Raw genomic sequence first — 13,895 nt, forward strand, 5'->3', positions numbered from 1 at the left:
TAAGTGATCCCTCGGGTATTGAAGTCGAAGTTGAGCCGGTAAGCCGGCTTCGATCAGGCGACGCGGATCGTCGCCAGGAACTGCATGGCTTCGTTCCGCAGCCGCGCCGATTGGCTGGCGAGTCCGTCGGCCGAGGCGAGTACCTGCGCCGCGGCGCTGCCGGTCTCGTTGGCGGCCGCCGTGACCGCACCGATGGTAGCTGATACCTCCTGGGTCCCGAGCGAGGCCTGCTGGACGTTGCGGGCGATCTCCTGCGTCGCGGCGCCCTGCTCCTCGACCGCGCTGGAAACCGACGCGGTGATCCCGCTCAATTCCTCGATCCGCGTGGAGATGCCGCGAACCGCCTCGGCCGCCTTGGCTGTTTCGGACTGGATCTCGCTGACCTGGGACTGGATGTCCTCGGTCGCCCGCGACGTCTGGGTCGCCAGCTGCTTGACCTCCGATGCGACGACGGCGAAGCCCTTGCCGGCCTCTCCCGCCCGCGCCGCCTCGATCGTGGCGTTCAGCGCCAGCAGGTTGGTCTGGGACGCGATCTGCTGGATCATCTGCACGATCTCGCCGATCCGCTGGGCCGATGTCGTCAGGCCGGCGACGATGCTGTCGGTCCGCTTGCCTTCCTCGCTGACCCGGATCGCGACCTGCGACGCATCGGCGGTCCGCCGCGCGATCTCGCTGATGGAAGCGGAAAGCTCCTCGGCGGCGGTCGCCACCGTCTGCACGTTGCTGGACGTCTGCTCCGACGCCGATCCGACCGCCAGCGTCTGGCGCTGGGTTTCCTCGGCGGTGACCGACATCGACTGGGCGGCGCCCCGCATGTCGTCGGCCGACGCGGACACCGCGTCGATTACATGGCGCACGCTCGCTTCGAAACGGTCGGCCAGCTCGTTCATGCCGCGCTTGCGATCGGCCTCGGCGGCGGTGCGGGTGGCTTCCTGCTGGGTGCGCAGGGCCTCGGCCTCGATCATCATGTCCTTGAAGACGGCGACCGCGTCGGCCATCGAGCCAAGCTCGTCCCTTCGGTCGCGTCCGGGGATAGCGACATCCGTCTCGCCCTGCGCCAGCCGGCCCATGGACCCGCGCAGCCGGTCCAGCGGACGCGACAACCCGCGCCCGACCAGCAGCGCCACCAGGACGGAACCCAGCAGGACGACGCCGGTCGCGGTCATCAGGTACCGGAAGGTGCCCGTCTCGACGGCGGTGAAGCTGGAGATGTCCTTGACCAGTTCGATGATGGCGACCGGCTCGCCGGCGAAGTTCTTCAACTGGCCGAGATAAAGGGCGACCGGATGCCCTTCGAACTCCGTCCGACGCAGCACGACCGTACCGTCGAGCGCCAGCTTCATTTCTTCCGGTGTCGCGAGCGACTTGTCGCTCAGGCTGGAGCCCAGCGTCTTGAACTGGTCGTCCTGCAAGCGGTGGACGGCGAAATCGACGTTGAACTGGGTCTTGATCCGGTCGACGAAGGACTTGCCGAAGGTGATGCCGATGTCGATCGCGCCGACGAAGCGGCCGTCGCGCATGACGGGAGCGACGCTGTAGACGCCCAGGTTGTCGCGCCCCGGCTCGATGCCGGTAACGCCCTTGCCCGACTGGTTGACCAGCGCCACCGTGCGCCGGCGCTGGGAAACGTCGTCGCCGAACGACTTCGGCTCATGCACGCGGTACGTCGTGATCCCCGGCGGCTTGGTGAAGGACCACGGGCCGACACCCAGGGCCTTGGCCGAAGCCTGAGCCTGGGTCAGCAGCCCGCCCAGCGCCGCACGGTCTTCGCGGTCCAGCGCGTCCTGAACGCCCGGCAGGCCGCTGACCACGGCGGCGACGCTGGCCGCCGTCCGTCCTTCGTACTCGAAAGCAGCCAGCACGCCGTCATACTGAAGCTTCATTTCGCGGTCGAGCGCCAGACCGGTGATCTCGTTCTGCTTGGTCATTGCGACGACGCATAGCGCACCGGAGGCGACCGCCGCCGTTGCCGAAATGGCGACAACCAGCCGCATGGAAATTGAACGAATTTGAATCATGCTTATGACTTTCGACAGGCATGGTCTCAGACTTGCTTCCAATGAAATGACGGATTTTAGCAAATACTGAAACGCTCAGACCAAAGTCATAAGGCAATTCATTACTTTAAATCCGCACTTCAACGAGCGCGGACTGAGTTTCAACACAAACAACTTGCCGAAATGATAACGAATGAAACAATTTGAGACATTCAAGGGGCCGTCCGGACGGACGGGACGCGGTGCTGGTTGCCGCGCGAAGGCGGGATGCATCCGGTGAACCGGAGGGCCGCCGCGCGGCGGCGGCCCTCGACGATCTGCTCCCAGCGGCTACAGCTTAGCCGTAGCACCAGGTCGGGATCTCCAGCCTGGCATTCTGGAAGCGTTCGACATAGTTCCAGTAACTCGTCCTCGCGTCATGCTGGGCCTCGGCATATTCGAGCGGCAGGGGCTTCTGCAACTCGTCAGGCACCAGCTTGTCGAGGAGCAGCTTCTTGAGAACCTCGGCTTCGGGACTGTCGGGATGGCTGTCCAGCTCAAGCTTGCCGCGTTCCGTCAGGTAACTATAGTATTCGTACTCCATGCCTTCCGGCTGCGGCGTCACGTCGTTACGTTTCCAGAATGAATAGGTGCCGAGCTTGCCGGTTTCCGTGACGATACCGACGACATGCTCCGGTGCCAGCCAGTAGTCGTCCAGATTGGCGTAGAGTTCGTCGGTCGTATGCAGCGCATAGCCGCGACCGGGAGCCGCCGGGTCGGACAGTATGCCGAAGAGGTTGGCGCGGGAACCGTAGAGGGCTTCGAGCGTCGTGTCTTCCAGCCAGTCCATGCCGCCAGATGCCAGCGAGAGGTAGAACGGCACGAGATCGATGCTGGAGGTCAGCTGGGTGCGCGGAATTTCCGGGGCGGCGGCGTAGCGGCCCGTGAAGTCGCGGACGATCAGCGGCACATGCACCGATTCCTTATAGACGCCGCCGCCCTTGCCCTGAAGGCCGTGGGCGCTGGAATACTCGCCATGGTCGGAGGTGAAGATCACGACCGAATTGGCGAGGACGTCGGATGGGATATTGCCCAGGAACTGTCCGATCTGGCGATCCACTTCGAGAATGGTCTGGGTATAGACGTTCTGGGCCTTGATCCAGTATTCGAAGGGTCCGATGGCCGCTCCCTGGTCGTCCTGACCATAGGGGCCGTCGCCGCTCGACTTGACGACCTTGAACCCGGTTTCCGTCTTGTCGTCGCTGATACCGCCCCAGATCACGTCCGACCAGGCGCGGAAATAGCGTTGCAGCTTCGGCTTTGCCGCGAGTTCCTTTGTCGACTCCCAATTGGCCGGCAGGTCGTAGTCGAAGTCGGGCGGCGTCACCTGCTGCACGATGTTGACGCCATAGGCGATCGCCGGCGTCAGGCCGGTGCCCTCGAACAGGGCGTTGTAGCGGTCGGCTTCGATGCCGGCCCAGAAGAACTGCTTGTCGTGCGGATTGACGAAGTTGACCGACAGGCAGAACTCGCCGGCCCGTTCGGCGTGCCCTTTACCCTGCCCACTATCCTGCCCATCGTCGGCGCTTTGCTGAGTGACATAGTTCCTCAGCCAGCCGATCGCCTGGGCGGCGATGAGGCTGTCGTTCGGCGTGACCGAGCCGTGCTGGTGGCTGGGCGGCACGCCGCCCAGGCCCTCGCCGGGGCCTCCGACGGGATCCGGCGTCGTCAGCGCGTCGAAGCCGTAGTCCTCAAGATAGTTGAGCGGGGCATTGCTGTCGAACGAGGAGTTGCTGAGGTGCCATTTGCCGACATACGGGGTTTCGTATTGCAGCTTGCGCAGGAACTTGCCGTAGGTCGGGAAGCGCGGATCGAGAGCAGCCTGCGGCGACGGAGCGTTCAGATTCTTGATGCCGCGCGTCAGGAACATAAAGGTCTGATGGGTATAGAGGCCGGTGACCATCGTGGACCGGCCGGGCGTGCAATCGCAACCGGCAGCCTGATGATTGAAGAACTTGATGCCGTCCTTCCACAGGAAATTATAGGTATACGGCATATAATTCTTCATGAATTCATCCGAGGTCATCGTACCGGCTGGGAAATTCATGGGGAAACGCAATTCATCGACGGTAACGATGATTATATTGGGGCGCGAGGACACGAGCGTCTCCTTATCTGGGCCGACACCTGACCGGTGTATGAATTTACTATTGTACAATGAATATCGACATTAAATAAAAATCTAAATATCTAATTAGTTTCTTCAGTTATTATTGATTCAGACATCTTGCCATGTACTAATGTATGTCTATTATAGAATATCAGTAACGAATATTTCCGCTACAACACATCGCACATTCGTCAACCGAGAACATGCAGTCATTTTACGAGAATGAGAGCATCGAATCGGAGATGAGCCGGGTCCTGCGCCATCATGTTTCGGGCATCGGCGTACGGCGGTCGGCAAGTGTTGGGCCACGGCCCAACCTACCAAGCAGGAGCCTGTAGGTTGGGCCGTGGCCCAACAAACACCGTCCTCACAGGTCGATGTCCCCGGCCCCTGGTATCATACCAGCGGTCCTTAAGCTTGAGCTGCCTGGAACGCTGGTGTCGCCTGTCCCGTCACTTCGACGGCGCCGGAACCCCGGCCTGCCAGGTGTCCCAATTGCCGACGATGTGGTCCACCATCCTCGACCCGACAGCCGCGACGTTCTCGACCGTCTCCGCGAAGCCGCCGGCGGTCTGGCCTGGGGCCGGATCAAGGTGCTGCAAGGTCGTTTCGTTGGGATTGCCCTGGTCGTAGTTCACCGCGCCCCGCAGGCTCATGACGCGGTCGTCGCCGTGCAGGCGCTTGATGACCAGCGTGATCGCGGCAGCCTCCATTTCGGTGATCACGTAGTCGTCGGCGCCGTAGAGCTTGGCGATGTACTGCGCCTGCTCAGACATGCCGGGACCATGGAAGAAGGTATCGCCCGTCATATGCGTCCCGGCGCCGACGAACGGAGCGCGGCGTGCCGCTTCCTGCGGATAGCGCTGGCGATAGGCCCGCGCCGCGTCCGAATCCTTCAGGGGAGTGTCCGCCGTCAGCCGCATCGCCCAGGTCACCAGATCCGGGTTCAAACGGAACAGGCGGACGGCTTCGTAGCCCTTGCGCGGCATGAAGGTCGGCGCTCCGGGTTCGCCTTCCTCCGGTGCCCAACGGTGTCCCAGGTCATAATCCACGACCCAGCTTCCCCAGTTCACCTCGCCGATCGTGCCGCGCGCCGGCGGTGTCCCGGCCACCCCCGAAATGATGAAGTAAGCTTGCGAAAAATCAAGATTGGGGTCGAGCAGGATCGCCTGCATCGAGGCCGACGAACTGACCTTGCCCATGCCGAGCACCGAGCCGCAGACCCCGTCGCCGTCGCAGTAGACCGGATTGAGGGCGCCTTTGACCGCGACCGGCTCGCTGTCCTTCCAGTAGCGCTCGTACCAGTGCTGGAACTCCCCTGCCCTGTCTCCGGTATTCTTGCCGATCTCGAACATGGATGCCGCGAAGACCTTGACCTTGACCGGAGCGGTGACCGTCTCCGCGGCCTGAACAGTCGTTCCCAATCCGGACGCCAGAGAAACAAACAGGACCGTACCCCAGGACAGGGATTTGATAGACATCGCAGAACTCCGCCGAAAAGAAAGCTCGCACCCTACAACAAAGGCGGGAGCGGCGACCCTAACCCTTTCAGCGAAAAAACTTCGGTTTCGAACGCCGCACCCCGTTGAGGATCAGCACAACAGATCCTCGGCTGTCTCCTTGAGGCCGACACGCTGGAGCGAGCTTCGCGCGATCCTTCTTGCCAAGTCGTCAAAGTTCAACAGGGTCATGCTGCTCATCTGCCGCCGTATCTCGACCATGACGGTACTCGTCACCGCACGAAGCAAATCTTCGCTGTCCGGCATGCCCTGCTGGAATCGGCATCCGGCATCGTGGATGAAGGCGCGTTCGACCGCGATGGCTTTATCGACCACGAAGCCGAAGGTCCCGGCATCCGACCAGACGACGAGCACGCGTGTTTCCTCGGTCGGATCGATCGACGGCTTTCCGATCAGCTTGCGCACGCAAACCAGCGGAACCAGGACGCCGCCGAAAGTTATCAAACCCACTACCGACTCCGCCCCATTTTCTATTTTCATGAACCGGGCGGGCAGGAGGCGGACTTCACTGATCATGCACAGGTCCGTGATGAACTTCCTGTCGTCACACTGAAAAACAAGTACTTCCAGATCGTTGGCGCCGTCATTGCTTCCGCGGGTCTTGGCAATTTCCTTCGTCAACTGAGCGTGCAGCCGGCAGATGGACTTCAACTCGGGCGTTCGGAAGATGGCGTCGTGGTCCAGTACGAATACAGTCCTTTCCCTGTTCCTGTCGAGGGAAGCCGCTTCGTCGGAATTCAAGACACCGTGTAGAAAGCCGTTCCCCGGATGCCAGAAGATCGGAAATTCAAGGATCGCGTCCTTTCTGATATTTTTCATGGTAGTCAGACCGGACGCCAATATTCCGATATACTGCTGATCGAGGCTAAGCACGATAACGGAGTCCTGCGCATCCTGCTTCTTCTTCAAGCCAAGCAGATGCAGCAGGTCTATGACCGGAACGACTTCTTCTCTCAGGTTCATCATACCATGGAGAAGCGGGACCGGAAGATTGAACGACTTGATCTCGGGCTTTGGGACGATCTGGTGGATAACAGCGATATCCAGGCAGAAATCCTGTCCAAGGCAGTCGAAGCAAAGGTAACGCGATGCGGGTTCCTCCGTATCGAGCGCGTCCGACGCCGACGCCTGGTTCTCGACCAGCAAAGGGATCATCGATTTTTCGAGACACGCATCGACATTGAAAAGCCGGATGACCCTGTTAGTTCCAGGGTCGAAGAACACGCCGTCCAACAACTCGTTGGCGACGTTGGCGGACTGGTTCTCGAATCTTTGTATCCGGTCGCTTGCGATCGGTATGACATCGTGGATGGCATCGATGGCTATGCCGAAGCGTCCCTTCGGGGTGTGCAGTATCACGACATGTTTGGCATCGTCGGGGGATGTGGCGCCGTCGATAAACTGCCTCAGTCCCAGCGCCGGAACGGCTCGGCCCCGAAAATCGAAGAAGCCGAGCATATAGCCGGCATCCTGAACGTTGCGGAAAATACTTCCATTCCAGTTCACGACTTCCTGGATGACGTCCGCCGGGATCGCGACTTCGGTTGAGCCGGCCCGCACAACTCCGTATAACCGGCTCCCCCCCATCACGGTCTTGTCCTTGTACCGGAAGCATGTCCGGTTTCGGCCGGACAGCCGTTTGGCGACGTCCGAACAAGCTCCTCGATCAGCAGCTTCACCTTCTCGGCGACCCTGAGCTGCCGTTCGCTCACGGACTCGATCCCCTGGATGGACGAGGTCGTCTTCGTGACACCGTTGACGATCTTCTCGAACGTCTCCTTGACCTTGCCGGATGCTTCGTTCCCGGTTGCTATCCGTTTGACCGATTCGTGGATCAGCTTGTCGATGTCACGCGCCGCCTGCCCCGATTTCTCGGCAAGCTTCCGAACCTCGTCGGCGACGACGGAGAAACCAAGGCCATGCTCCTTTGCCCGGGCTGCCTCGATGGCGGCATTGAAGGCAAGCAGGTTTGTCTGGCTTGCGATATCGCCGATCAGCCGGACGATGTCGCTGATGTCTTCGGACGATTTTTCGATGAGCCCGATGGCGATGATCGAGCTTTCCAGGGCACGCGAGCCGCGGTCCGCCTCCTCCTGGCTGTCCTTGGCCAGTTCCGTCGCCTTACGCGTGCCTTCCGCGATGCCGGCGATCGACGAGATCAGGTCGCGGATGCCTTCCGTCATCGCGGCGGTCTTGGCCTGGACGCGCTGTTCAAGGCCGACCTGTTCGGTGATGTCGGTCGCGAACTTGACGACCTTGTGCGGTTTGCCCTCGGCATCGAAGATCGGATTGTAGGTCGCCTGGATCCAAACCTCCAGCCCATGCCTGCCAATGCGCAGATACCGCCCGGCGTGGAATTCTCCAGCCCCCAGCTTGAGCCAGAAATCGCGGTAGTCGGTGCTGCGGACATAAGCCGGATCGCAGAACATCGAGTGGTGTTGCCCGGCCACCTCGTCCAGCCGATAGCCCATCGTGTCCAGGAAGTTACTGTTGGCCGTCAGGATCCTACCGTCCAGGTCGAATTCGATTACCGCCTGGGCGCGCTCGATGGCGTTCACCTTGCCTTGGTATTCCGCATTGGCAAGCTTCGCGGCCGTAATATCGGTGGCGAACTTCACGACCTTGAACGGTTGGCATTCCGAGTCGTAGATCGGATTGTAGGTCGCCTGGATCCACACCGTGCGGCCATCCTTGCCGAGGCGCTTGAATTCGCCGGAATTGAATCGGCCCGCACTCAATCCCTGCCAAAACTCCTTGTAGGCGTCCGATCGCACATAGTCGGCATCGCAGAACAGGGAGTGGTGCTGTCCGATCACCTCATCCAGCCGGTAGCCCATCGCGTCGAGGAAATTCTTGTTAGCCATCAGGACATTGCCGTCCAGGTCGAACTCGATCACCGCCTGGGCCCGTCCGATGGCATCCACCTTGCCCTGGTATTCCGAGTTGACCAGCTTGGCGCTGGTTATGTCGGTGGCGAACTTCACGACCTTGAACGTCTGGCCGTCGGCGTCGAAGATCGGGTTGTAGGTCGCCTGAATCCAGACCTTCCGCCCATCTTTGCCCACGCGCTTGAATTCGCCGGAACTGAATTCCCCGGCTCGCAGCGTCTTCCAGAAGTCTCCATAGGCGGTGGAACCAACGTAATCCGCATCGCAAAAAAGGGAATGGTGCTTGCCGGTGACCTCGTCCAGCCGATATCCCATGGCGTCCAGGAAAATTTGATTGGCGGTGAGGACCTTGCCTTCCAGATCGAATTCGATGACTGCCTGCGCTCGAAGTATCGCTGCCCAGTAAGCCATCAACGTCAAGTAGTCGGATTGGTCTAATTTGGTGTCACTTGAATTGTTCATGATATTATCACCGGCACGTCACGACATTTACGTCTGGATTTGGAAGATTGGAACGGCCAAGTGTATGGCCGTTCCGTACATCAGGCTGCCCGGATACCGGCCAGAAAGCGCTCGACTTCGGTACGCAGCATCTCCGCCTGCTGGGAAAGTTCACCCGCTGCACCCAGCACTTGGGTCGCGGCGGAACCCGTCTGAGCTGAAGCCTCCATGACCTGACCGACGTTCAGCGAAACTTCCTGCGTTCCGGCGGCAGCCTGGGCAACGTTGCGCGAGATCTCGGCGGTTGCGGCGTTCTGCTCCTCGACCGCGGCCGCGATGGTGGTGGTGATCTCGTTCATCTGCCGGATGGTGCCGCCTATGTCGCGGATGGCGCCGACGGCGTTGCCGGTTTCCGCCTGGATCGAAGCGATCTGCGATGTGATCTCCTCGGTCGCCTTGGCCGTCTGGTTGGCCAGACTCTTGACTTCCGATGCCACCACGGCAAAGCCCTTGCCATGTTCACCGGCCCTTGCCGCCTCTATCGTGGCGTTGAGTGCCAGCAGGTTGGTCTGTCCGGCGATGGATTGGATAAGCCCGACCACCTCGTTGATCTTCTGGGCCGCTTGGGCTAGGCCCTGGACCGTGCTGTCGGTCTTCTCAGCCTGATCGACCGCGTCGTTGGCGATGCCGGTCGATCGACTGACCTGACGCGAGATCTCCTGCAAGGAACCGGTCATCTCCTCGGCTGCCGAGGCCACCGTCTGCACGTTGGCCGAAGTCTGCTCGGCAGCGGTCGCCGACGCTGTGGCCTGTCGGCTCGATTCCTCGGCAGTTGCCGCCATGCTCTGGGCGGTGCTGTCCAATTCGGTGGCAGCCGAGGAGACGGTGCGCAGGATCGATGCCATCGAACCGTCAAAATCGGCGATCAAGGCTTCGATGGCCTTCGTCCGTTTAAGCCGCGCTTCGTTCTCGGAAGCCTGAACGGCAGTCAGCCGGTCGGTCTCGATCATACTGGTTTTGAAAACCTGGACGGCATTGGCCATGGCGCCGATTTCGTCTCCTCGACCCACCCCCGCGATCTCCGCGCTCATGTCGCGGTCGGCAAGCCTGCGCATGGTGTCGGTGATCGCGAGAATGGGACGCGAGATGCCGGTCCCGACTATCAGTCCGACGGCGATGCACAGCGCGACCGCAACGGCAAGGGCGCCGAGGATCCAGAAAAACGCCGATTCGTAAGTCTGCGCACCAGCATCGGCCGACCTCCTGCCTTCGCGGATGTTCAGCGCTACACTGTTTTCGAGGCTCTTGACGACCTTGAGATACTGGTCACGAAATTCCCCACGGAACAGATTTCCCGCCTTCTCATTCTCATTGTTCCGCGAAAGTTCAAGCAAGCGCTTATGGCCTTGCTGATACTCCAGCCAGTCGCGGTCAAAATCCGAGATGTAGCCGCGCTCTTCACCAGCCCCGACCATAGGTTCATACTCGGCACGAAGCTTTTGTATCTCGACGACATCGGCATTCAACTCGCTCTCGGCATTCGCCATGTCGGCCTCGGTCAGCGACATGATGTGCCGGGCTTCGTCAAGGCGATACTTCTGGACGGCGGAACGCAGGTGGGAAACGAGGACGGTGCTAGGAAGCCAATTGTCCCGAACTTCCAGGGACGCGTCATTGACCGCGCTCAACCGCTGTATGGAAAACAGGCCGATAGCTGCGGTGATGAACAGGACAATGGCGAATGCCGCGAACAGTTTCGTCCCGATCCGCAGATTGTTGAAGCGGGAGCTGATCGAGCCCGAAGGCGACTGCGAAACCATCTTGGGAACCTCATCCAAATGCTATTTCGTGAAACAACGCGTTCAGCGTCCATCTTCAGCAGATCGCATCCCAATCCCGGACAGTCTGCACCGACGAACAACCGATAGCAAAATAATAGACAAATTTGTTATAACTCTTAGTCATATGATTTTGGGCATAAAACCAAGTAATGGCTGTGGTATATTCTGCATCTGACTACGGCAACTTCATTCAGAGTTAAAAAATCATTAATGCAGTGCTTAGGGATTTTGAAAAATTTTGTTATTCATTTGCTTCGTGTGTGCATATTGATAACTACGTGTGCACAATGCGGATTGTTCGACAAATCATTTTTCGAAAAAAGCGGCTGGGAGCCGCTTCTACGTTTCGCAATAACTAGTACGGCGATTTTACTTGATGGTCCGCTGGCAGGATTTCCGGTGCCGACGCTGGCATCGGCACCGGAAGCTTCGCGCGCCGTCTTTCACTTAATCCGCCGCTTCAGCCGGCCGGCATGGAACTCCGTACCGGCTCGTGCCGGCCCAGGATGTCACGGACCTCCTGCGCCCTCTCATCGTTGACCTGGCCGATCACCAGCACGCCGCCTTTCCGGACATCGTCCATATAAGCTTCCGCTTCGTTCTCCGGCACGCCGAGCCGGCTGAGGATGCCGACTTCCGTCGTCTCGCCGCCGTACTGGTGCTTGGAGCTTTCCATCGGGTTCGTCCCGGCCGTTTCGTTGCCCCAGGCTTCGCTGCTGTCGCCGAAGATCCAGAACTCGTTCCTGAAGCCGGCGTTGTAAAGCTCCTGAAGGACCTGACGGGACGTGGTGTTGTCCTTGAAGAGGGTAACGGTGGTTTCGATGCTCACGATCGTCTCCTGAAGGGCTGCAAGCCGCAGAAAGTCGAAGTGCAACAGGAGGTAAAGACCATGGTTCCGCCAGTATCGCATCCATTTTATTGAAAAAATTTCAAATTGATCTCGGCGCCCGGTCGCCGCATTGATAATAAGCAAACGGTTCATTCGAAAGGCATATTTTTTTGGTATTTCATGGCCGATTCCGGCTTGAATGTTATGCATATCTCGATATGATTGAAACGCTTCAATATTCCTTTGCAACAGCATGGATTGCCCGGGATGGCTCACAAGCGCCCTACGATAGCCGACGTGGCGCGGACCGCCGGCGTTTCGATCGGGACCGTTTCCAACGCGATCAACTATCCCGAAAAGGTTCGCCCTGAAAAGCTGGCCCGGATCGAAGCGGCGATCGAACGGCTCAACTACCGGCCCAGCGCCGTCGCACGTTTTCTGCCCGGTGGAGCCGCCGCCCGCCGCCCTGCCGATCACCTCCACCTGCCGCGCCTGATCTCCGTCGGCTACATCAGCGTCGATTACGTCTGCCGCGTCGGCGTCCTGCCCCACCGCGACGACCGGATCACGGCCGACCATATCGAAAAGGCACTGGGCGGCCCCGCCGCCAATGTCGCTGTGGCGGCCGCCGGCGTCGGCTCGCGGTTCGCGCTCGACGTGGAACTGGCGACGGCGGTCGGCGAGGACCCCGACAGCGACTGGGCACTGGCGGAACTGGCGCAGCGCGGGGTCCACGCGCTCACGATCCGCCGGCCCTTCAACAACCGGCTGTCGCGCTGCGTCGTCGTCGTCGAGGCCAACGGCAGCCGCACCATCATCAACGAACCGTTCGAGCTGAGCGAGATCGACCTGACGGCCCATCTCGCCGTGACGGCCGAAAGCCGTCCCTGCTGCTTGCATATCGAAGGCTATCACTACGAACGGATGCTGGGGTCCGTCGGGCGGTTCCATGACGCGGGCTGGAAGGTCAGCCTGCACACGACCGGCCTGCCGGCCAGTTCCCGGACGCCCGAAGCCTTCGCCGGTCTGGTCCGGGCGATCGACCTCGTCTTCGTCAACGACGTGACGCTGCGCGACATCTTCACCCTGCGCACGTCGGTCGCGACGATGATCGACAACCTGGAAGCCTGGCTCCACGCCATCGGTCCGCGCGCCGATGTCGTCGTGACGATGGGCGAGCTGGGCGCCGTGGTGTTTCCGAAGGACGATAGCGCCCTGATCTTCGTTCCGGCGCTGGCGGTCGACGTGGTGGACGCCACCGGGGCCGGCGACACCTTCGCCGGCGTCTTCCTGGCCCTCTGGCTGCACGGGGCATCCCTGGGCGAAGCGGCGCAGCACGCCGCCATCGCCGCCAGCCTGACGACCACGGCGGAAGGAGCGCAGGGCCGCATCTCCTCGGCGGACGAGATCAGGGCCGAACTGGAACGGATGGCCCCCGAAGAAGCGGAGGCTTGACCAAGGCCATGACCATGCTTTTCGAAATGACCGGGATCGTCAAGCGCTTCGGCGGTCTGGTCGCCCTCGACCGGGTGGACTTCGCCGTCGCCGAGGGCGAGGTGATGGCCCTGGTCGGCGACAACGGCGCCGGCAAATCGACCCTGATCAAGACCATGTCGGGCGCCCATATCCCCGACGCCGGTGAGATCCGCATGGCCGGCCAGCCGGTCCGCTTCCGCTCGCCGCAGGACGCCTGGCGAAGCGGTATCGCGACGATCTACCAGGAACTGGCGCTGGCCGGGAAGATGACCGTCGCCGACAATATCTTCCTGGGCCGGGAGATCCGCCGCCCGATCCTCGGCATCCCCTTCCTCGACCGGCCGGCGATGCGCCGCCGCACGGCGGAACTGCTGAGCCAGCTCGACGTCCACGTCCCCAGCCTCGACAGCTGGGTGGAAACGATGTCGGGCGGCCAGCGCCAGGGCGTCGCCATCGCCCGCGCCCTCAACATGGACGCCCGCCTGATCATCATGGACGAACCGACGGCGGCCCTGGCCGTGGCCGAGGTTCGCAAGGTGCTGGATTTCGTGCGCAGGCTGCGCAGCCAGAACAAGTCCGTCGTCCTGATCTCCCACAACATCCAGGACGTCTTCGCCGTCTCCGACCGCATCTCCGTCATGCGCCACGGCCGCCGCATCGCGGTGCGCGAAACCGCCACGACCACGCCGGAGGAGATCATCGGCCTGATCACCGGCGCCAGCGAAGTCCGGGCCGCCGCCTCCTGACGCCCGAA

At 61.0% G+C, this 13,895-nt stretch carries 9 protein-coding genes; 2 read left to right on the forward strand and 7 right to left on the reverse strand.

The window, feature by feature from the left end:
• Positions 1 to 53: 53 nt before the first annotated feature.
• The 7 genes from N826_RS23635 to N826_RS23665 form a co-directional block, all read right to left on the reverse strand.
• A complete protein-coding gene (locus N826_RS23635; RefSeq protein WP_044432827.1) occupies positions 54 to 2,018 on the reverse strand; it encodes a methyl-accepting chemotaxis protein in 1,965 nt (654 codons plus the stop codon).
• Positions 2,019 to 2,334: 316 nt separating this feature from the next.
• A complete protein-coding gene (locus N826_RS23640) occupies positions 2,335 to 4,137 on the reverse strand; it encodes a sulfatase-like hydrolase/transferase (protein WP_147040939.1) in 1,803 nt (600 codons plus the stop codon).
• Positions 4,138 to 4,598: 461 nt separating this feature from the next.
• Positions 4,599 to 5,627, reverse strand: coding sequence for a purine-nucleoside phosphorylase (locus N826_RS23645; protein ID WP_044432829.1), 1,029 nt, complete (start codon positions 5,625 to 5,627; stop codon positions 4,599 to 4,601).
• 111 nt (positions 5,628 to 5,738) lie between these two features.
• Entirely contained in the window at positions 5,739 to 7,253 is a 1,515-nt protein-coding gene (locus N826_RS23650; protein WP_084721098.1) for a chemotaxis protein CheW, read from the reverse strand.
• Entirely contained in the window at positions 7,253 to 9,016 is a 1,764-nt protein-coding gene (locus N826_RS45385; protein ID WP_157599360.1) for a methyl-accepting chemotaxis protein, read from the reverse strand. Before N826_RS45385 ends, N826_RS23650 begins: the two co-directional genes overlap by 1 nt.
• An 80-nt stretch (positions 9,017 to 9,096) precedes the next feature.
• Positions 9,097 to 10,815, reverse strand: coding sequence for a methyl-accepting chemotaxis protein (locus tag N826_RS23660; RefSeq protein WP_044432867.1), 1,719 nt, complete (start codon positions 10,813 to 10,815; stop codon positions 9,097 to 9,099).
• 481 nt (positions 10,816 to 11,296) lie between these two features.
• Complete coding sequence (locus N826_RS23665) at positions 11,297 to 11,665, reverse strand: hypothetical protein (RefSeq protein WP_147040935.1); 369 nt, start codon at positions 11,663 to 11,665, stop codon at positions 11,297 to 11,299.
• Between the two features lie 267 nt (positions 11,666 to 11,932).
• Between N826_RS23665 and N826_RS23670 the strand changes: the two genes are divergently transcribed.
• Both N826_RS23670 and N826_RS23675 read left to right on the forward strand, forming a co-directional pair.
• A complete protein-coding gene (locus N826_RS23670; RefSeq protein ID WP_044432832.1) occupies positions 11,933 to 13,120 on the forward strand; it encodes a carbohydrate kinase family protein in 1,188 nt (395 codons plus the stop codon).
• Between the two features lie 8 nt (positions 13,121 to 13,128).
• Positions 13,129 to 13,887 carry an ATP-binding cassette domain-containing protein gene (locus tag N826_RS23675; RefSeq protein WP_044432869.1) on the forward strand — a complete coding sequence of 253 codons (759 nt, stop codon included), beginning with the start codon at positions 13,129 to 13,131 and terminating at the stop codon, positions 13,885 to 13,887.
• Positions 13,888 to 13,895 lie beyond the last annotated feature (8 nt).

It is taken from the genome of Skermanella aerolata KACC 11604, assembly GCF_000936425.1.
GTDB lineage: Bacteria > Pseudomonadota > Alphaproteobacteria > Azospirillales > Azospirillaceae > Skermanella > Skermanella aerolata.